The organism is Desulforamulus reducens MI-1, from assembly GCF_000016165.1.
Taxonomy (GTDB): domain Bacteria; phylum Bacillota; class Desulfotomaculia; order Desulfotomaculales; family Desulfotomaculaceae; genus Desulfotomaculum; species Desulfotomaculum reducens.
On the sequence record NC_009253.1, the window covers coordinates 1906797 to 1927573 of the forward strand.

At 38.1% G+C, this 20777-nt stretch carries 22 protein-coding genes and 1 riboswitch; of the genes, 14 read left to right on the top strand and 8 right to left on the bottom strand.

Going from position 1 to position 20777, the window contains the following annotated elements:
- Positions 1 to 60: 60 nt before the first annotated feature.
- Complete coding sequence (pssA, locus tag DRED_RS09335) at positions 61 to 564, top strand: CDP-diacylglycerol--serine O-phosphatidyltransferase (RefSeq protein WP_011878083.1); 504 nt, start codon at positions 61 to 63, stop codon at positions 562 to 564.
- Positions 565 to 1062: 498 nt separating this feature from the next.
- The gene (locus DRED_RS09340) at positions 1063 to 2202 is read left to right on the top strand and encodes a two-component system sensor histidine kinase NtrB (protein WP_238442620.1); all 1140 of its coding nucleotides are present in this window, start codon (positions 1063 to 1065) and stop codon (positions 2200 to 2202) included.
- A gap of 42 nt (positions 2203 to 2244) precedes the next feature.
- Here the strand turns inward: DRED_RS09340 and DRED_RS09345 are convergent, their stop codons facing one another.
- A complete protein-coding gene (locus DRED_RS09345) occupies positions 2245 to 2646 on the bottom strand; it encodes a TIGR04086 family membrane protein (protein WP_011878085.1) in 402 nt (133 codons plus the stop codon).
- Between the two features lie 82 nt (positions 2647 to 2728).
- On the opposite strand from DRED_RS09345, the gene DRED_RS09350 reads away from it, so the two are divergent.
- Entirely contained in the window at positions 2729 to 3325 is a 597-nt protein-coding gene (locus DRED_RS09350; protein WP_011878086.1) for a TatD family nuclease-associated radical SAM protein, read from the top strand.
- Positions 3326 to 3553: 228 nt separating this feature from the next.
- Here DRED_RS09350 and DRED_RS09355 read toward each other — a convergent pair whose 3' ends face one another.
- Complete coding sequence (locus DRED_RS09355; RefSeq protein WP_041274557.1) at positions 3554 to 3748, bottom strand: hypothetical protein; 195 nt, start codon at positions 3746 to 3748, stop codon at positions 3554 to 3556.
- Positions 3749 to 3873: 125 nt separating this feature from the next.
- On the opposite strand from DRED_RS09355, the gene DRED_RS09360 reads away from it, so the two are divergent.
- The gene (locus DRED_RS09360) at positions 3874 to 4395 is read left to right on the top strand and encodes a hypothetical protein (RefSeq protein ID WP_011878087.1); all 522 of its coding nucleotides are present in this window, start codon (positions 3874 to 3876) and stop codon (positions 4393 to 4395) included.
- Positions 4396 to 4463: 68 nt separating this feature from the next.
- Positions 4464 to 5393 carry an NAD(P)/FAD-dependent oxidoreductase gene (locus DRED_RS09365; RefSeq protein ID WP_011878088.1) on the top strand — a complete coding sequence of 310 codons (930 nt, stop codon included), beginning with the start codon at positions 4464 to 4466 and terminating at the stop codon, positions 5391 to 5393.
- A gap of 164 nt (positions 5394 to 5557) precedes the next feature.
- On the opposite strand, the gene DRED_RS09370 is transcribed toward DRED_RS09365, so the two are convergent.
- The 3 genes from DRED_RS09370 to DRED_RS09380 form a co-directional block, all read right to left on the bottom strand.
- Positions 5558 to 7354: a bifunctional homocysteine S-methyltransferase/methylenetetrahydrofolate reductase gene (locus DRED_RS09370; protein ID WP_011878089.1), complete on the bottom strand. Its 1797-nt coding sequence runs from the start codon at positions 7352 to 7354 to the stop codon at positions 5558 to 5560.
- A gap of 95 nt (positions 7355 to 7449) precedes the next feature.
- The gene (metE, locus tag DRED_RS09375) at positions 7450 to 9744 is read right to left on the bottom strand and encodes a 5-methyltetrahydropteroyltriglutamate--homocysteine S-methyltransferase (RefSeq protein ID WP_011878090.1); all 2295 of its coding nucleotides are present in this window, start codon (positions 9742 to 9744) and stop codon (positions 7450 to 7452) included.
- Positions 9745 to 9783: 39 nt separating this feature from the next.
- A riboswitch (cobalamin riboswitch) is annotated at positions 9784 to 9916 on the bottom strand.
- Between the two features lie 204 nt (positions 9917 to 10120).
- Positions 10121 to 10576, bottom strand: coding sequence for a hypothetical protein (locus DRED_RS09380; RefSeq protein ID WP_011878091.1), 456 nt, complete (start codon positions 10574 to 10576; stop codon positions 10121 to 10123).
- A 214-nt stretch (positions 10577 to 10790) separates the two neighbouring features.
- Here DRED_RS09380 and DRED_RS09385 point away from each other — a divergent pair, with 214 nt between their 5' ends.
- The 8 genes from DRED_RS09385 (at position 10791) to surE (ending at position 16069) form a co-directional block, all read left to right on the top strand.
- Positions 10791 to 11879, top strand: a complete 1089-nt coding sequence (locus DRED_RS09385) for a tetratricopeptide repeat protein (RefSeq protein ID WP_011878092.1) — start codon at positions 10791 to 10793, stop codon at positions 11877 to 11879.
- 240 nt (positions 11880 to 12119) lie between these two features.
- Positions 12120 to 12506 carry a 6-carboxytetrahydropterin synthase QueD gene (gene queD, locus DRED_RS09390; RefSeq protein WP_011878093.1) on the top strand — a complete coding sequence of 129 codons (387 nt, stop codon included), beginning with the start codon at positions 12120 to 12122 and terminating at the stop codon, positions 12504 to 12506.
- A gap of 1 nt (position 12507) precedes the next feature.
- A complete protein-coding gene (gene queC, locus DRED_RS09395) occupies positions 12508 to 13194 on the top strand; it encodes a 7-cyano-7-deazaguanine synthase QueC (protein WP_011878094.1) in 687 nt (228 codons plus the stop codon).
- A gap of 14 nt (positions 13195 to 13208) precedes the next feature.
- Positions 13209 to 13772, top strand: a complete 564-nt coding sequence (locus DRED_RS09400; protein ID WP_011878095.1) for a DUF366 family protein — start codon at positions 13209 to 13211, stop codon at positions 13770 to 13772.
- Position 13773: 1 nt separating this feature from the next.
- The gene (locus tag DRED_RS09405) at positions 13774 to 14517 is read left to right on the top strand and encodes a 7-carboxy-7-deazaguanine synthase QueE (RefSeq protein WP_011878096.1); all 744 of its coding nucleotides are present in this window, start codon (positions 13774 to 13776) and stop codon (positions 14515 to 14517) included.
- Positions 14518 to 14530: 13 nt separating this feature from the next.
- On the top strand, positions 14531 to 15094 hold the full coding sequence (gene folE / locus DRED_RS09410; RefSeq protein ID WP_011878097.1) for a GTP cyclohydrolase I FolE: 564 nt from the start codon (positions 14531 to 14533) through the stop codon (positions 15092 to 15094).
- 21 nt (positions 15095 to 15115) lie between these two features.
- Positions 15116 to 15298 (top strand): YpmA family protein, encoded by a 183-nt coding sequence (locus DRED_RS09415; protein ID WP_011878098.1) that lies wholly within the window; start codon positions 15116 to 15118, stop codon positions 15296 to 15298.
- 9 nt (positions 15299 to 15307) lie between these two features.
- A complete protein-coding gene (gene surE, locus DRED_RS09420) occupies positions 15308 to 16069 on the top strand; it encodes a 5'/3'-nucleotidase SurE (protein WP_011878099.1) in 762 nt (253 codons plus the stop codon).
- A gap of 30 nt (positions 16070 to 16099) precedes the next feature.
- On the opposite strand, the gene DRED_RS09425 is transcribed toward surE, so the two are convergent.
- Together DRED_RS09425 and spoVB are read right to left on the bottom strand one after the other, a co-directional pair.
- Positions 16100 to 16267 (bottom strand): hypothetical protein, encoded by a 168-nt coding sequence (locus DRED_RS09425; protein WP_041274558.1) that lies wholly within the window; start codon positions 16265 to 16267, stop codon positions 16100 to 16102.
- Positions 16268 to 16523: 256 nt separating this feature from the next.
- Positions 16524 to 18071: a stage V sporulation protein B gene (spoVB, locus tag DRED_RS09430; protein ID WP_011878100.1), complete on the bottom strand. Its 1548-nt coding sequence runs from the start codon at positions 18069 to 18071 to the stop codon at positions 16524 to 16526.
- 296 nt (positions 18072 to 18367) lie between these two features.
- Here spoVB and fusA point away from each other — a divergent pair, with 296 nt between their 5' ends.
- A complete protein-coding gene (gene fusA / locus DRED_RS09435) occupies positions 18368 to 20371 on the top strand; it encodes an elongation factor G (protein ID WP_011878101.1) in 2004 nt (667 codons plus the stop codon).
- A gap of 127 nt (positions 20372 to 20498) precedes the next feature.
- Here fusA and DRED_RS18270 read toward each other — a convergent pair whose 3' ends face one another.
- A complete protein-coding gene (locus tag DRED_RS18270; protein ID WP_337998933.1) occupies positions 20499 to 20765 on the bottom strand; it encodes a C-GCAxxG-C-C family (seleno)protein in 267 nt (88 codons plus the stop codon).
- Between the last annotated feature and the right edge of the window lie 12 nt (positions 20766 to 20777).

The window sequence follows — 20777 nt, forward strand, 5'->3', positions numbered from 1 at the left end:
TAAAATAGAATAATGCAGAAAAGGGTTTTCTGTCTTAAAACCAAAACGGGGAGGTTCCCGATGAAGGGTCAGCACATACCCAGTATGTTTACAATGGGAAATTTATTGCTTGGTGTCTTTGCCTTAGTTCTTGCTCTGGACCAGGAATATATCCAAGGCGGTTTTATGGTATTACTGGCTGGTGTTATGGATTACTTTGATGGTAAAGTAGCTAGAAAACTTCAGGTTTCTTCGGAATTTGGCAAAGAATTAGATTCTTTGGCAGATCTTGTATCCTTTGGCGTGGCACCGGCTATACTGGCATATGCTTTAAAGTTATCTGAGTGGGGATATTGGGGATTAGCAATTTCTTTAACCTTTGTTATGTGTGGTGCTTTACGACTGGCAAGATTTAATGTGACCACATTTTCAGGAAGTTTTATGGGTGTACCGATTACGGTGGCAGGTGGTATTGTAGCACTAATGGTAATTGGTATGGGAAAACTACCGGACTTAACTCTACCTGTGGTAATGTTATTTTTAGCCTGGCTGATGATCAGTAAAATAAAGGTACCAAAGTTCTAACAGTTATTACATGGCATTTTTTTCTCAGAGCCGTCATATTGATACACAAATGCACAAAATCGACCCCAAACTAATACTATGATAAGGAATTAAAGATTAAAGAGGGGTGAATGGAATGCGCGTGTACTTTGTACGGCTTCCCAACTTTGTACGGACTTTATTATTAAAAATTTGGAGTTAAGATCCAAGGCAGGCCGAACGGCTTGCCTTGATCTTTTATAACATGACAAATTGCTGTCTAATAAAAACAATAATTATTATATTATTGCAGGATAACAAATAAAAATGTCGTATTTACAATATATAACATTTTTGCCAGCTTTCGTACAGGTATTAAAGAAATTTTCTGGTGAATCCTTTAATATGTATTTTTGTAGGAAGAGGGTGCCTAACCTGACCCGGTACTTTTTGCTCACTTGGCTTGGAATCGTATTTTTACTCGGTGTACAAGGGTTTTATTTACCAGATATTGTCGATAGGTGGCTTTTTTTGGGGGCAATGCTGCTATTCATGACAGGAATGTTTATTATCCTGCATCATAAGCACCAAATCCAAGTAACCCAATTGGAGACGAAAATAAAAAAATATAAAGAAACAAGTCACAAAAATGATAAAAATTTATTTGAAGAACTACCTGTGGCAATTATTGTGGTAAATGAAGTTGGCGAAATTATAAAAATAAACAGTTATGCCAGACGGATTTCAGGAATTTCTAAGGAAGAATACCGAATAAATGTATTACAGAGAACCAATGCTATTGATACCCCACTATATTTTCTTGCTCAAACCCTTAGAGGGGAAGAAGAGTTTCATGAGCAATATTACAATTATCAAGGAGAGCAGGAGTTATCCTATCTGTATGTAAATACGAGTAAAATGGTTGATTGTCAAGGAAAGACGGTTGGCGCCATTTTAATAGCTTGCCAGGTATCTGAGCAATCATTTTTGGGCAGACATTTAAGTCAACGTGGTAAGTTAGCCCTGATTGGTGAGTTGGCAGCGGGAACTGCCCATGAAATTCGTAACCCATTGACAACGGTTAAAGGCCTTATCCAGCTAATAGCACAGCGTTTTCCACAGGGAGATCGAGCAAGGCAGCATTTTGATGTGATTATGAAAGAAATTGAACAGATTAACAGTATTATCAAAGAATTACTCTTATTAGCCAGAAGAACTACACCAAACCTAAGCTTTGCCTCATTGCCAGCGGTTTTAGATCAAGTTCTCCTGTTAATAGAAGGTGAAGCAAATTGCAGGGGAATCCAAATAATTAGGGATTATAACGACCAGTTGCCATTAGTTATAATTGACGAGGATCAGATTAAACAGGTTTTTATTCACCTAGCAACCAATGCAATTCATGCCATGCCGTCCGGCGGAGAATTACATATCTCCGCCCGAACACATGATATTAGTAATGCACTTGAAATTTCCTTTGCGGATACCGGGATCGGTATCAAAAAAGAACATTTAGCAAGAATATTTCAACCCTTTTTTACTACCACTCCTGAAAATACAGGCCTGGGACTACCAGTAAGCTACCAAATTATTGATAATCATGGTGGAAATCTATCCGTTAGGTCGCAGCTCGGAAAGGGGAGTACTTTTTCTGTTACCTTACCCCTTGTGAATTATTAGTAACTAAAATATTTCTTATTTAAGAAAAGACCCTTGCTTCTGCTAAGAGCTAAGACCCACACCTAACATTCCGCCAAGCCCGCCAGCCACTACGGTTAGGACTAATTTCCCAAGGACACCAACGAATAAAATCTTTCCTGGCAGGAATAGGCCAACCATTAACCAAATAACTATAAAAGTAGCCAAGCCGACCCCCAGACCATTAAAAAGACCTTTACTGCGTGCTCTTTTTGCAGCATAGCCACTTCCAAGGAAAACACTTGCAAAAAGGACCACGACTGCAACCCAAGACATAGAATTTTCAGGAATGTCGGTAAAATAATAGGCCAAACCTGCTAATATACTAAAACCTAATGAAAAGCTCAGTGCTACTAAAGTACCCCGGTATATAGAAGAAAAGCTAAATAAGGCAGTTCCGGGAGTTTCCTGCTTAAATGATGCCATGATTTTTTACCTCCTTACACTATTTAACATATTTTTATGTAGTAAACTTTGGATTATGCCATAAAAGAAAGGGACGACTCATATGGACAGGCAATTTATCATAAGTTATCAAATCGATGAAACTTTGTATTTGAATATTACTAACCAATGTATGAACCAATGCGTTTTTTGTATTCGGGAAACTGAAACTGGTGTTGGATATAATCTGTGGTTAAATAAGGAACCTACTGTTGAAGAGGTATTAGATAGTGTGAAAAATCCGCAATCTTATAATGAAATTGTTTTTTGTGGTTACGGAGAACCCCTATCACGTTTAGAGGTTGTTAAAGGAGTAGCATCTAAATTGAAAGAAATGGGTGCTAGGTCAATTCGAATCAATACCAACGGACAAGCCAATAAATACTACGGTCATAACATTATCCCGGAATTAGCAGGATTAATTGATACCATGTCTATTTCTCTAAATGCCCAAAATGCTACAGTTTACACAGAGATATGCAGGCCAGCCGACGGTGAAAATGCATATTTCTCGATGCTTGAATTTGCACGAAAATGTGTAGGGGTTATACCCCGTGTTATTTTATCTGTGGTGGAATGGCCAGGGGTAGATATCGAGGCCTGTGAAACCATTGCACAGAATCTAGGAACAGAATTTAGACTTAGAAAACCCACTCTTTAATAAAGTAGCTTAAAAAAACTTGGCTTACGCCATAGGGCACAAGAGCCTTTAGGCGACGGCGTAAGCCTTAGTTACCCTTATGCAAATCGGAAAGTTTTATACTTTCTGATTTGCTAAAATAGAAACAACACCTCGCAGGGCGTTGTTTCTATTGATATACAGATAATAAATTCCCTTTTCATACTTTTTTGAAGTGTATAAACGTCCTGAAACCTAGCGCGTTGTTTCTCATTCTGCCAAGGGATTATCTCCCGTACCACCGGAACGATTCTTTCCTTTTTTAGTATCGTAAAAATCATGCTCCCACTTTCCATCAACATTGATATGGGTTGCAGATCCTGTTGGTTCATGAACAAATTTTTTACCGGTATCGTAGTGCTTCTCTTCTTCTAATTGATAATTATCTCTATTATCTTGATCCATTATAATTACCTCCTTGAATCATTTCTATTAGTCTTACCCGGTTTCTCTTAGATATACCATAAGCATTTTGATAAAAAAAAGGTACGGGGATAGAATAATAAAAAAGAAAAGGAGGGTTTCTTAAAATGAATTTATGGAGGTTCTCTGCTTTAGCAGGAGTGATGTTTTTTGGCTTCCTATTGGGTATTTGGTTAGCTCCCGCCATGGGGTTTGGCATAAAGGAACCTGCCGCAAAACCTACTCCAAACCTAAACAATGTATCAGAAAATGAAATTATGGCTTACATAGTAAACAAAAATAACCGAAAAGAGATGGCAGATATTATGAGTTCCGATCGTGCATACCGTTCCATGACTGAAATTATGAGTACAGAAAAAATGCAAATGGGTTATGTCCGCATGATGCAGGACCCCGACGTACAAAGGGCCATGGCCATGGAAATGCAACAACCCCAGATGCAGACTGCCATGGTGAATGTCTATTCACTTCCAAACGGCCACATTCCTTTGGCTAGGATTTTAAGTGATCCAACATTAAGGCCAACTCTTATCAAGGCATTTAAATCTCCTCAATTAAGTAATACCTTTAATGACATGGCTAAGGATTCTACGTTGAGGCAAGCCATGCAGAGGGCTATTAAACAATAAAGGTATAAATTGAAGATTTTTTCCAGTCATTTTTTATAATAAACATTATAAGAAAGAGGTACTAGATTATGAACGAAATGAACATAGTCAGCGAATATGACATTGCTATTGTTGGTTGTGGGCCAGCTGGCCTATCTGCAGCAATAAACGCGGTTATCCGCAAAAAGAAAATTGGTGTCTTTGGTACGGAATTTTGTAGCCCTAAATTACACCATGCACCTCATGTGGATAATTACTTGGGATTTCAACATATAACGGGTGAGGACCTGCGCCTAAAATTTTTGAACCATGCAAAGGATATGGGAATTACTATTAACAAAAACAAAGTTACAGGTGTTTTCCCAGATAAGAAGGGTTTTACCTTACAATCCCGCGACAAATTCTATCTAGCGAAATCTGTGATCTTAGCTACAGGAGTGAGTACCTTAAAACCAATTGAACAGGAAATTGAATATTTGGGAAGAGGGGTAAGTTATTGTGCTACCTGTGATGGACCTTTGTACAAAGGGAAAAAGGTCATTGTTTTGGCCTATAACCGCGAAGGGTTGGAAGAAGCCAATTTTTTAGCCGAGTTGGCCTCCGAGGTGATTCTGGTTTCCCTGGTTAAGGAAAAAGACTCCCAAGGGATTAGGCTTTCTGACAACATTAGCAGGGTAAACGGTAAGCCACAGGCTATTATTGGGGAGATGTGGGCCTCCGGAGTTGCTCTTGAAAATGAAAAAATCTATGCAGATGGAATTTTTATCATTCGTGAATCTGTTTTGCCGGATCAATTAGTCCCGGGCCTTGAGGTTAGTCAGAAAGGGATTTTAGTTGAGCGTTCAGGGGCCACCAACATACCAGGGATTTTTGCTGCAGGTGACTGCATAGGAGCGCCCTATCAATTAAGTAAAGCCACCGGGGAAGGACAAGTGGCAGCTTTATCTGCGGTGAAATATCTCGATGAATTTAATTATTCCAATAAAGAAGAAGCAGAAAAGGTTTCTGCAAGTGTGTAAAAGAGAAGGCCTAATAGCCTTCTCTTTTAGCATAGGTTCTCTAATCTGTTCAACTTAGCTGGTACTTACAAAAAGTGAATTTTATATACCAAGGAGTTTTTGAGAGAAGAAAAGCCAGTTTTTATTTTCTAGGGTATTTGCTTTAGGTTATAGGTTTTTGTACCTTAGTGAAAGCATTTTAATTTTTTAATAATCTTCATAATCATTTCAACTCGGTTAAATGGTGTAATAAAATAAAAACCATCAACGCTTTCTTTAATTTTATTAGCAATTTCTACAGCTATTTCAATTCCAATAATTTCAGCTTCATCTTTTCCCATATTACTATTATATTTATTTATTATTCTTTCCGGTATTTTAATACCCGCCACTTCATTATTCAAAAATAGAGCATTTTTATAGCTTACAAGAGGCATAATACCACCTAAGATTTTAATACCATCATTTTTGTTTATTAGGCGTAATATATTTATTACATAATCCTCGAATATAGGTTGAGTTAGAAAAAAAGTTGCTCCACTATTGATCTTTTTTACCATTTTAGCCAGCTCAGCTTCTGGTTTCAATAGGTTTAAGTTTAATGCTCCTCCCACATTGATTGGATCTTCAGGAAAAAGTTCTTTGTTCATTGTAGAAATAAGTTGAATTAATTTCATGGAATTAAGGTTAAATACACCCTTAATATCATTCTTATCAGCTATAGCAACAGGATCGCCCGTTATAGCTAACACATTTCTGATGTTTTCGATGTAGCCAGCTAAAAGGGCGGATTTCAGGGCGTTTAAGTTTTTATCACGACAACAAAGATGAGGCAAAACCTCTATGCCAACTTCTCTTTTGATTTTGGCGGCAATCATGATAGAGTCTGCCCTCGCTCTTGCCATGGGAGAATCGGCTATAGTGATTGCATCAACTCCATGGTCTTTGCAAATCCAGGCATTCTGCAAAATTAAATCTGTATCAGCATTAAATGGCGGATCTAATTCTACAGCTATAACAAATTTACCCTTTCTCATTTTTTCAAAAAAGCCATCAGTTTTTTCCCTGTCTATAATAACCTTTGGTTTTGCAGAAATTTGCTGCTTAGGAATGGGTGCATTTAAGTATGATTGAATCAGTTCAGACATTTTTTCTATATGAATTGGAGTTGTGCCACAGCATCCTCCTAAAATCTTAACGCCTAGTCCACTGATATCCTTCATTTTTTCGGCAAAATAATTAGGGTTTTGAATATATACCATTCGTTCATGTACAATCTCTGGATATCCCGCATTGGGAGCTGCAGCTACCATATCATCTGCAAAGTTTAGTTTCTTCAAGGAATTAAATAAATGAGTAGGTCCAACACCACAATTGAATCCATAAGCATCAATACTTTTGCTCTTTTTCACTTCAGCTATGATATGCTTATTACTTAAGCCTTTTCTGGTAAAACCTTCTGGGGTTGTTGCAAATTGTGTGACAATAAATGCCGAACTATCTTTTACTTTGATATATTTTGTGATTTCTAAAAGATCACTAACATCACTAAAGGTTTCAAACATAAATATTTTGATATCTGAGTTTAGGAAAATATCCACTATAAATTTGTATTCGTCCAAACTGTTTTCTTGATCAGTTTCCATTTTGTCAAACATCTCAGGAATTGGTCCTATACTGGCAGCAATAAAAATGCTTTTACCTTGGGCAACTTTATTCGCTAGATCCAGGCCAGCTAGAACTATTTTTTTCACTTCTGATTTCGGAATTTTGAGGACCCTGCTATTAGCAGAAAAAGTATTTGTTTTTATCAATTTTGCCCCGGCATTTATATATTCAGTATGAATTCTTTCAATTATTTCAGGCTCGTTAATGTTTGCGAATTCGGGAAATACATTATATTTTCCGGTAATTTGGGCGTAATACGTTCCCATTGCACCATCTGTAATAAGAATATTGTTCTTCAAATACTCTCTTATCATGTTAATCCACCTTTTAAAATCAAAATATGAGAAAGTTAAATTAGTCTGCTGTTAAAGACAGATGCAAGGCAAGGCATCATTGCCTTGCCTTGCATCTAAACAAACATCACCCTTTGCAATCCTAGTCTAATGTGCTGTGCTGCCTTCACCATATTAGACAAACTCCATCTTATCTCATCCCACTTGCGAGTTTTAAGGCCACAGTCAGGATTAATCCACAGTTTTGACGGTGGCAAAACTAACATTAAGTTTCTAATCTTCTCTTCCAGTTCTTCAACAGATGGAACTCTAGGCGAGTGAATATCATAAATGCCAGGGCCAATCTCATTTTTATACCCTCGAGTTGCAAAAACAGTTAACAGTTTGTTGCCGCTTCTGGACGTTTCAATGGTAATAACATCTGCGTCCATCTTTTCTATGGTATGAATAATATCATTAAAGTCACTGTAACACATATGAGTATGGATTTGTGTTTCTATGGCAGCAGAGCTAACGGCTAATTTGAAAGATTTAACAGCCCAATTTTCATAATATGCAACTTTTTCTTTTCGTAGAGGATATCCTTCTTTGAATGCGGCTTCATCAACCTGAATAATTTTGATTCCTGCCTTCTGAAGGTCATTAATCTCATCTCTAATGGCCAACGCAATCTGTTCACAAACAGCAGAACGTTCCATATCACTTCGACAATAGGACCAATTAAGAATGGTAACAGGTCCTGTTAACATTCCCTTTACAATTTTATTGGTTTTGCTTTTAGCATACAAAATGGTATCAATGGTCATTGGTTTTGGTCTACTGACATCACCAAAGATAACCGTTGGCTTTACGCATCTGCTGCCATAGCTTTGTACCCAGCCGTTTTGCGTAAAAACAAAACCTGAAAGCCGTTCGCCAAAATACTCTACCATATCATTTCTTTCTGGTTCGCCATGTACCAAAACATCCAGCCCAATATCTTCTTGAAATTGAATACATGAATCAATGTAGTTCTTAATTCCTGTGTCATATTCTATTTGAGAAATAACATTATTTTTAAAATCCCGTCGTAGCTTTCTAATTTCTTCTGTTTGAGGAAAGCTACCAATGGTTGTTGTTGGAAGTAATGGTAGGTCTAACTTTTTTCTCTGTGCTTCATTTCTGTCATTAAAAGAGCCATCTCTTTCTCTCCTTTTAATGTTACCTACCCGTTCTCGCACTATAGGGTCTATTACTTTCGAAGATTGTTGCTTTTCTCTAAAGATTCTTTGATTATTTTCAAGAATTGTCAGGATATCTTCTGAATTATTTTCAACAAAAAACAATTTTGCGAGATCCGATAGTTCGTCAAGTTTTTCTCGAGCAAAACTCATCCAGGATTTAATATCTTTGTCCAGATGATTTTCATGCTTTAAAGAATAAGGGACATGTAGAAGAGAGCAGGTCGTGGAAAGGATGATATCCTCTTTTTTAACATTTTTTTCGATGTCTTTTAGTAAAGTCAATGTATTATGATAGTTATTCTTCCAAATATTTCTTCCATCGATAACACCTGCAATCAGTTTTTTTCCATTCAAGGAGTCCAGGACTTTAAGATTTTCCTGGCCATAAACAAAATCAAGGCCTATACCGTAAATTGGAATATCAGATAGTATTTTTACAGCCTCCACCGCATGATCAAAATAAGTCATTACGATCAGTCTAAGCCTGTTACTCACGTTGGATAATTCTTTATAGCATAAGTAAAACAGATTTAGTGTTCGTCTGTCGATATCCTTTACAACGATCGGTTCGTCAAATTGGATGTATACTTCATCATCAAGATCCGCAATTTTTTTGAGAAGAGAAACATAACAAGGCAAAATCTTTGGCAAAAGTTCCAAGGTATCTTGATTACCGTCAACAGGCTTGGAAAGAGACAAAAATGTTATTGGCCCAATTAAGTTAATTTTTGTCCGAAGGCCATATTCTTTTGCTTCCCGATACTCATTAATTATTTTATCTGCACATAATGAAAAGTTCATGGTATCGGAAAGTTCGGGGACAATATAGTGATAATTGGTATTAAACCACTTAGTCATTTCCATTGCAACAGTATTATTCGTTCCTCGAGCCATCGCGAAATAAAGCTCTTGCTTGTCATGGATATTACTAAATCTTTCAGGAACTGCATTTAACATTATTGCCGTATCAAGCATGTTATCATATAAACTAAAATCATTACTACTAATAAAAGAGATACCTGCCTCTTTTTGGTACAACCAGTGTCTTCGCCGTAAGTTTTTTGCAATCTCGTCAATCTCACTAAAACTCGTTTTTTGATCCCAATAACGCTCGAGGACTTTTTTTAGTTCTCTTTGTTCTCCGATTCTCGGGAAACCCACCACATAAGTAGTTGCTCCTGTGTACAATTTAACTCCTCCTTTTTTGTTAACGCGACAAAAAATTAGCAATTACCATGGTATTCGGACTCCGGACTTGCCATTAAGGCCTTCCGTTACCGTAGCGCGACTGTGTCCGATTCTCACGGACTTCCCCATTAGCGGTAATTGATTAACAATTATAAAGTACCATATAATATTTGTCTATACATTCATATTCCTAAATATTTCATAATATTCAGTAGTATCAATAACCTCGAAGCTATTAATAACGCCGTTATCCTAAACTACAGGAAAACGGCGTTACTTTTCACAAATATTTTAACATATGAAAAATCTACGTTTTGGGGAGACAGCTTTTAGATTCTTAATGTGTTAAAGGAATAAACATAAAAATAAACTGTAGCTAATTGAACCTCTTTACCATGGGAAAATTCTCATCGTTAAAGGCATAGAAGGCGCTGGGCAAAAAACCCTGCCTGCTCCAAAAGCCAACGGAGTTATCTCCAGGGTTTAGTGAGTTAACCATAGCTTCTAATTCAATGGATAAACAACTTTGGAGTTTTAGGTAATTTTCTAATAAGAGGTATACCTTTGTACCTAAATGTTTGTTCCTCATTTGCTGAGGCAATTGAAAAAAATGAATTTTAGCCTGCCGAAAACCTTTATGGTCATTTTTAATTTCAAATATTAGATAAAACCTTTCCTCCTCAGATTTAACATTTTGTTCTTCATTAGAAGTTAAGTAAATGCAATTGGGAAACAGCACATGCTTAATGAAACAAAGGGGTTGCTCTACCAAGCCTTCTAAAGTAGCTTGAAAGGATTCCAAATCTTTGTCCAGAGTTGTCATTATATGCATGAACTATCTACTCCTTATTATTATCTAGCTATAATATACACCTTAGGTCTTGTTTATGGAATGTTGAATTTCTAGAAATAATAGTTATTTTTTTACGTGAATATTGTCAAAACACAGAGTGATTTGACATACGAATATAGGTATATTTGGAAGGAAAAGTAAATTATAATCAAGAACTTTATATCTAAAAATTGATATAAGGAGCGGTGCTAGGATGTGGAAGCCAAAAGAGTTGATTGTTAATACCTTTAATAAGGTTAATTTTTATCAAATTCTGGCCTGTATATTTGAGGTAGCTGGCGCTGGTAAGCCTGCATTACGTTCCATAGAAAAAGCTTTGTTATACAGCCAAAACAAGGCAGGTCTGCATTTGCGTGCAAGTCGACTATATTTAAAGCTGGGGCAAATTGATCAAGCTGCACTGCATTGTAAAAAAGCAGCCTCTGGTCTCGGTCCTGGAAGTTTTATTTATTGGTTAGAAAGGGCAAATAAACAGGGTCTCAAAACAAACCGACGGGACTTACCAGAAAACTCTGAGTCCCCAGAGGAAGCTAACCTATTTTTCGAAGCACCGATGGGTGATAAAATTTCTGAATTTAACAACAGTGGACTTTGTCTATTGGGAAATGGAAGATATCGGGAGGCCCTTACGTGCTTCCATCAGGCCATAGCTTTAGGAGGAAATGACCAAGTTATTTTGCTTAACACGGGTCTTGCCTTAAGTAAATTAAATCGACATGCAGAAGCCCTAGACTATTATACGGAGGTACAGGCTACGGGATACAGTAGCCCAGCTCTATTAAATAACAAAGGGTATAGCTTGTTTCATCTTGAACGTTATGAAGAATCTTTGGCTTGTTATGAAGTTGCTCGTCAATACCTACCAAATGATTTAACTTTGTTAAGTAATTTAGCATCCTGTTATAACTATTTAGGTAAAGTAGATGAGGCCATTGGTTGCTATCAAAGTGCCATTAAAGTGTATCCCCAGGACGCAACTTTATATAATAATTTGGGAATTTGTCTGGAAAATACTAATAGATTTTCCGATGCCTTGTTCAATTTTGAAAAGGCAATTGATTTATCCCCTAATAACTGTACTTTTCTCCTTAATTACGCATATTGTCTGGTTAATTTAGGCCGATATGAAGATGCTCATAATATTGTATCTAGGATTTTAAAGGATGCACCAAACAACTATCCAGCCTGGAGTTTGCGTGGTGAACTATTAGCACAACAAGGAAATATGAAAGAAGCTACTAAATGTTATGGAAAGGCATTAGGATTGGGATTAGCCGGCTGATATATTCTTGTTATAGGTATAGCGAAAGAACCAAATTTTAAATTAGTATAAGGAAATCAAATCAAGCTTTCGCCTGTTTGTGTTTACAGAGTATACAAACTTGCGGAAGTTTTGTATTTCTGTAAAATTTTTATTGATTTACAATTTTTTTGTTATATTTAGCAGGGAGAACGGGGGTTGAAGAGAAATATAGTAAAGTTTAGAGCCGGGAGAAATACTATTTTTAAGGGAGGAAGACACATGTTCGAACTAACAGTAAAAAACAAATTCTCCGCTGCCCATGTTCTTTGTGGTTATCCCGGTGATTGCGCCAGACTTCATGGACATACCTGGACCGTTGAAGTTAAAGTTTTTGGTAAAGAGTTAAATGAACTAGGTATGCTGATTGATTTTAAGGATATCAAAAAACAACTGGCCACTATCATCAATGAATTTGACCATTCATATATAAATGATTTACCTGGCTTTGGAGAAGATGGAGTAAATCCTACAGCAGAGAATTTATCCTATTATATTTTTCAAACATTGGCTCAAAGAATATCAAGTATTCAAATGGGAGTGAAATTAAAGGAAGTTTCTGTTTGGGAGTCCCCTGATGCCTATGCCACTTATCGGGAGGATTTTTAAAATGAATAGTGTTGTATTATTATCGGGCGGCTTGGATTCAGCCGTAAACTTGGCCTTTGCCAGGACTGAGGGTAATGTTAAACTGGCTCTTACCATAAACTATCGACAAAGAGCTGCCCATAAAGAAATTGCGGCTGCGGCGCAATTAGCCCGGTATTATGCCATACCCCATAGGGTTATAGAATTACCTTGGCTGGCGGAGATCACCAAAACTGCTCTGGTTCGTAGTGAAAGCCAATTACCTGAACCAAAAACCGAGGAATTGGACCAACTTGAGCTTGCTGGTAAAACTGCAGCAGAGGTTTGGGTGCCAAATCGTAATGGTTTATTTGTTAATATAGCGGCGTGTTTTGCCGAAACCCTGCACTGTGAAATAGTAGTTGCGGGCTTTAATTGCGAGGAAGCAGCAACCTTTCCAGATAATACGCCTGAATTTGCCCTGGCTGCCAGTGCAGCAATGCAATATTCCACTGCCAATCAGGTTAAGGTTTTAAGTTATACCGGACGTCTCAATAAAAAAGATATCGTAGCCTTAGGGCAAAGACTGCAACTCCCCTGGGAGTTAATTTGGAGTTGTTACCGTGGGGAGGCTCTGATGTGTGGTAAATGTGAGAGTTGCCAGCGCATGATTCGTGCCTTCCATTCTCTAGGGTTAAACCTCCCACAGAATTTTTTAATGACTGAATAATAGAGGTGAGTAGTTTGTTAGCCCATGTTTTGAAAGAACCCTTAACCTATAATGGTACCCAACTATCATCCTTATTTGCCTTTCGTAATTTTGGGGTACAAGGAGATAGCATTCTTTGCTTCCGGGGTGGCTGTCAGGTGGCTTTGACAGAAATGGTTGATCTGGCAGATGTTCGGGAAAACGCTCCTATTTTTAGTGAAGACATGTTACACTTTATTATCGAACATTTTGACCAGCACTTAGAAAGTACTGTTATTCGTCAGAGGCTTTTTATTGCTATTATTAAAGAGATTCTAGAAGATAAGACAGGAGTCCGGTTTTCTAGAAAGGGTGATGACCTCTATAGGGAAAACCTAAAACTATCTGTGTCCATTGCCACAGCTAGCCCAGTTTCTACTATGATTCATACGGGGTTAAACATTTCCTCCATAAATACCCCGGTACCCGCCATAGGTTTAGTGGATTTGGGGTTATCAGCAGAGAATTGCCTGTCCCTGGGTGCTTTGATAGCTCAAAAATATTCTGATGAAATCAAAAGCATTAGAATGGCCCGTTGTAAAGTTAAGGGGGTAAACTAGTTTGTTAGGAGCACATTTTGTGGAAATATTTTCTTCGGTGCAGGGAGAAGGTCCCTATGTAGGTTTACGCCAAATTTTTATCCGTTTTGCCGGTTGCAACTGGAAATGTGCCTTCTGTGACACACCTACCAACCCAAGGCCAGAATACTTTACTATGGAAAAAACACCGGGTCAAAGGGATTTTATACAAGTAGCAAATCCTGTAAAACCCGAAAGACTGTCTGAACTAATCAAGCAGTATTACAATCTTTCTCATCATCATTCCATTAGTCTAACGGGTGGTGAACCCCTCATATATCATGATTATATTACTCGTTTAGTGCCTGCCCTTCAGGGCACTCGTAAAGGAATTTATTTAGAAACCAACGGAACATTACCGGAAGAATTAGCGTCTGTAATTAATTTGTGTAATATGATTAGTATGGATATTAAATTGGAGAGCGCCACCAAGGAAAAAACTCCCTGGGAACTGCACAGGGAGTTTCTAAAAGTGGCCTCCCAAAGGGATGTCTATGTAAAGATCGTCGTTTCAAATAAAACAAACTCCCATGAGCTAGAGCGTGCCATTGAGATAATTCAAAGCATTGACCCGAATATTGAATTGGTATTTCAGCCTGTTACTCCGAAGGGGGGAGTTTTACCCCCAACCAACGATTCAATACTCAGGTTTCAGGAGCTTGCCCTAAGTGCAATTAAAAATGTCAGAGTCATTCCGCAAACCCACCTGATGATGGGGCAATTGTAGAGGAGTTGATGCAATGTTTGATCTACCGAAAATCGAAAAAGCTGTGAAAATGATTCTAGAAGCAATTGGTGAAGACCCCAACAGAGAAGGGTTAGAGGAGACGCCGGCCAGGGTGGCCAGAATGTACCAAGAAATATTTGCTGGTCTTGGGGAAGATCCAGAGGAGCACTTAGGAAAAACCTTTTCCGAAGAACATGAGGAAATGGTAATTGTTAAAGATATACGCTTGTTCAGCATGTGTGAGCACCATCTTATACCCTTTATTGGCAAAGCCCATGTATGTTATATTCCTAGGAATGGAAATGTGACAGGATTATCCAAACTGGCAAGGTTAGTAAATGGGTATGCTCGTCGCCCCCAACTTCAAGAACGTCTAACCAAACAAATAGCTGATGCAATTATGAAGCGTTTAAACCCCTATGGAGTTGTGGTTGTAGTGGAAGCAGAGCATCTTTGTATGTCCATGAGAGGTGTAAGATCACCGGGGGCCAGAACGGTAACTTCTGCAGTAAGGGGTATTTTCAAAAAGAATGAAGCCTCCCGTGCTGAAGCCATGAGCCTAATTATGAAAAGTTAGTTGAAATCGGAGGAAAACTTAGTGAGTATTGAAAACAACAAACCAGATAAATTAGAGCTTATTGCCCAAAAGAGTTTTGAAAACTATAAAGAAATGTATAAAGTGGTAGACTTTCTCAATAGAACATTAAAGGAAAAACAAGTGATTTTTGGTTTAACTAAAGGTAAGGACGGTAACATGACCATTTCTATTTATGAAACATAGGAGGTAGTAATGCGGATACTAATTTCTAACGATGACGGAATTTATGCAGACGGCATAGGTCAACTTAGAAAAGCTATGGAGACCATTGCATCTGAAGTATATGTAGTGGCCCCGGATCGCGAAAGAAGTGCCTGCGGTCATGGCATTACTGTTACTAGGCCCTTAAGAGCAAAGGTGCATCCGTTTAAATCGGGTCATGCAAAGGGATGGGTCATCGATGGTACTCCTGCAGATTGTGTTAAATTGGGCTTAGAATCTCTTCTGGAGAATCCACCGGATCTAGTTGTATCAGGCATTAATTTGGGTCCAAATCTTGGTACCGATGTTTTATATTCCGGTACCGTATCAGCTGCCTATGAGGCCATCATAAATCATGTACCAGCCATTGCAGTGTCTCTGGCAGCTTGGGAAGAACTTAACTATCAAGTGGCAGCCGACTTTATGAAAGATTTTATTCCAATGTTAAAAGAACATCCCATGGGAGAAGGGATGTTACTAAACATTAATATTCCCAACAACTATAACGGACGGGGTATCAAAGTTACACGCTTGGGACGTCGACGCTACATAAAGTGTTTTGACAAACGGGTAGACCCAAGAGGCAAGACCTATTTTTGGATGGCAGGAGAACCACAAAATCTTGATGACGATGATCCTGAAACCGATGCAGCAGCTGTTAATGACGGATACGTTTCGGTTACACCTTTACATTTGGATCTTACGGATTACTCTTATAAAAAGAAATTGGCCGGCTGGTTGCCGACCAAGTAACGTAAGAAGCTCTCTGCTAAGAGGGCTTTTTTATACTAATTCATTGGCCCTTGCTAACGCAATTTTTACAAAGTTGCCACACTGTCGGGAAGTCAAATTTCCGTAATCACTATGCTCCCCTTCAATTAAACCCTCTACTCCCTGCTGGCTGGCAGCATAATGTTTCATTTTCCAATTCATTACCTTTTCTCTTCCCATATCGATTCCTCCTTATAAGGATAAATTTTATTGTCCGAATATTCATCCCACTGGTTAAAATCACGTAAAAGTTGATTTAACCAAAAGGCCTGCATTCGGCAAAGGAAGGGGAAGGTTACCTTTTGAGATTAGTTTAGGAAATAAGACTAGAATTATCAAAATCAAACATTATATTATTTCCTTTCTGTGATCCTAGTATGTGATACTGGTGAGAATAATATTACGCAAAGATTTTGGTGTTTTGACCAAAAAAAGTTTAGAAACGTCTGTTAATTATGTTTTTTATTAATTTAAAGTCATTACGGTGGAGTCCTCCCAACAAAAACAAAATCAAAACATAGATAATACAACCCGCAGGTAAAGCCACAAGCAAAGTCACAAGTGAAGAAAATGAGAAGAGCATTTTTATTTTCCAAATAAATATTGCCATGGCTACCGAGGAAAGAACGGGTTTAACAATATCATGAGACCAATGAATTTGGTAACCAATTAGTTTTCGAAGATCAATATAATTTAACAAGGCCATCAAAATAAATCCAAGATTTAAAGACGCTGCAGCACCCAGAACGCCAAAGTGGGGAATGGATGTTAAGTAATATAGGCCCAGTATTTTAAAAACAGAAGCAATAGCCATGTTCTTAAATGGTTTCATGGCTTCACCCATTCCTTGTAATATTCCAGTAGTTGTTTGCTGAAAATATAAGAAGGGTCCCCCAATGGCTAGCACAGCTAAAATAGTTCCGGACTCTGCATAACCAAAGAGCACACCGCACATCTCATTGGGAATTAAAAGAAAAGATACAACACAAGGTAAACCAACCACAATGGTGATTCTCAATGCCTTGGCTGTTCGATTTTGTACTAGCCTGTAGTTTTCAAGGGCCAGAGCATCTGCAATGGCGGGAATCAAAGCTGTGGCCAGAGCAATGGTTATCATGGAAGGAGTGTATAACAAAGTTTGTGCTATGCCAACCAGTTGGCCATAGACTGATGTTGCTTCGCCCACAGACATACCTGCTGCTTGCAGTCTCTGAGGTATTAAGATTGCTTCCACTGACAGAAGCAGGGTGCTGAAGAAGCGCATTAAGGTAACTGGTATGCCCAACCCAAATATTCTTGAAATGGTTGTTTTAAAGGGCTCGTAAAGCCTATGTTTTCCAAAGGCATGGGGTCTTTGATGGTTAAAGTAAAGATAGATGATTGTTAAACACCCAGTAAACTCGCCAATCACTACACCTAAAGCGGCACCCATGGCAGCATATTCCACGCCCCTAGGCAGTAGGAGATAGGCTATGAACAGACCGGAGACAACCCGCACGAATTGTTCAAGGGTTTGCGTAATGGCAGTGGGTGTCATTTGCTGCAGTCCCTGAAAATAACCACGGAAGGCTGAGCAAATGGAAACCACAATGATTGCTGGAACAAGACACAGAAAGATATAATATACCTTGGGGTTTGGAAACAGGTATTTGGTTAGTAGTGGAGCACAGAAAAATAATAATACAGTAAAGAACACACTGGAGACAAACAAAATAGACAAAGAAATTTTAAAAATCCTTTTTGCACCATGTATATTATTTTTTGCCATTTCCTCTGCAAGAAGTTTAGAAATGGCAACGGGTATTCCCATCGTTGCCATTACCAAAATTAAAATGTAAATGGGAAAAACCATATTGAATAAGCCGATTCCTTCGGGTTTAATTAGTCGGATAATAACCATTTGATAAACAAAACCAATGACTCTATTAATAAAGCTTGCTGAAAGTAAAATCAAAGCACCAGTTATAAAAGATTGTCGAGACATGCCTATTTTCCTTTCGTACTGGTCAAGCCAGATAGTCCACTATTATGTGTATGATCTGGGCTTAATTGGTATGAAAGGAAGACATATGGAATCTGAATGCAAAAATTTATATCAATTTTCTCTATATTAAGAGGATTTGGATAACAGATGTAGAAATGTTAACATAATTTTAATATCATTTATGTTATTAGAATTGGGTATAAGCAGAAAGACAGTGCTAACCCAAACCATAAATGGTATAGGTATATAATATAGCAATTGGGGATACCATTATTTACAAAAAGGAGGCCTGAACTTTGAAAAATTACCAGTCCAATCAACTCCGAAATGTTGCAGTGGTGGCCCACGGCGGTTCTGGCAAGACGTCTCTAGTAGAAGCAATGATATTTAATACCGGCACTCTTTCACGGCTTGGGAGAATAGAAGACGGTACAACTGTTTCAGATTACCATCCTGAAGAAACTGCACGAAAAATGACCATCCACACAAGTCTGGTTCCGGTTGAATGGAATAACACGAAGATTAACTTACTGGATACACCGGGTTTTTCTGACTTTATTGGTGAAATTAAAGGCTCTTTACGTGTTTCTGACGGCGCTCTATTTGTGGTATCTGCAGTGGACGGTGTTCAGGTACAACACGAAGTAATTTGGGACATGACACCGGAATTACCAAAAATAGTAGTTATTAATAAAATGGATCGTGAAAATGCGAACTTTGATAAGACTTTAGATGAATTGAAGAATAAATTTGGTGCTAACTTTGTACCTATCCAACTCCCCATTGGGGCTTTCAATGATTTCAACGGAGTTGTTAACGTTATAGAACAAATGGCCTTAGAAGGAGAAGGTAAGGGTAAAGAGACTGCTGTTGCCGGTGATTTAACCGATCAACTGGAACTATATCGTGAGGCCCTAATTGAAGCAGCTGCTGAGGGCGATGATGACCTAACCATGAAATATTTGGAAGGGGAAGAGCTTACAGTTGATGAAATAAGGGATGGTTTCCGTAAGTCTCTGGCCATGGGTAAAGTGATTCCTGTACTTGCCTGCAGTGCTACTAAAAACATTGGAGTAGCCTCATTACTGGATTTTATTTCTGTTTACTTCCCTTCTCCTAAGGTGGAAGATGGTCCAATGGCTGCATTAATATTTAAAACCATTGCAGATCCCTATGTGGGTAAGATGAATTTCTTTAAAGTATTTAGAGGACAATTTAAAAACGATACTCCAATCGTAAATGCCAGCAAAGAAAAAGCTGAAAAAATTAGTCAAATTCTTTATGTACGTGGTAAGTCTACAGTTCAAACCGATGTGGTTCCCTGTGGTGACTTAGCTGTTCTAGTTAAGCTGCAAGATACCTCCACAGGTGATACTTTATCTCATCGTGATAACCCACAGGTATTAGAAGGTATAGAGTTCCCAACTCCCACATTAACAATCGCTGTTGCTCCCAAGAGTAAGAACGATGAAGATAAATTAGGTGATGCTTTATTAAAATTAGTAGACGAAGATCCAACCGTTAAGATTCATAAAAATACTGAAACTAAACAAACTCTATTAATAACCATGGGTGAAGCACAGACCCAGATTATGGTTGATCGTCTTAAGAAAAAATATGGTGTTGATGTAACATTAGAAGAAGCAAAGGTGCCTTATCGAGAAACAGTACGTAAAAAGGTTGAAGTAGAAGGAAAGCATAAAAAACAATCTGGTGGTCGTGGTCAATATGGTCATGTTTGGATCCGCTTTGAGCCTACTGACGAACACTTTGTTTTTGGCGAAGAAGTATTTGGCGGTGCCGTTCCCAGAAACTTTTTCCCAGCTGTTGAAAAAGGTTTAAAAGAAGCAATGGAAGAAGGGGTACTAGCAGGGTTCCCGATGACAGGACTGAAGGCTACATTATATGATGGCTCATACCATCCAGTTGATTCCTCTGAAATGGCTTTCAAAATTGCAGCTCATTTAGCTTTTAAGAAGGGTTGTGAACAAGCCAGTCCAGTTCTTTTAGAACCCATTCAAAACGTTGAAGTTACTGTTCCTGAAAGTTTCATGGGGGATATTATCAGTGATTTTAATACCAAACGTGGCCGTGTGTTAGGGACTGAGCCTATGGGTAAATTTGTTATGATACGTGCTCAGGTTCCTCTGTCAGAAATGTATCGTTACGCAATTGATCTAAAATCAATGACCCAGGGACGAGGTTCATTTACTATGGAGTTTGCCAGCTACGAAGAATTCTCAGGCCGTGAAGCAGAATTGGTTATTAAGAAGGCAAAAGAAGAGCGTGAAGCTAAATAATCTTCATTAGAAATACTCGTTTCGCAACATTTTATTTGTCGCTATCTTCAAGCATTATCTAATAGTCACAGGAAAAATTATAAATGCTAAAATAGCCCTAAACCTGATATTATGGTTTAGGGCTATTTTAGCATTTAGAACCAACAAGTTGAACCAAACGTTTTAAGAAATCGGTCATCAAATTGCTGAACAGTATCATAGGCTCATCGCGTTTTTCATTATTAGATATTCTACCTGTGATCATATTCAAAGCCATAACTGATACTGTTAAGGCACCACACATACCTCCCGCATGTCCCAATCCACCGCCAAAACAGGTTAATAATTTTACCGTCTCTTGATTGATTTCCGGAGCTAAATACCCACGAAAAGCTAAAAAACTGCTTCTGCACAGTTATAGCCTTCC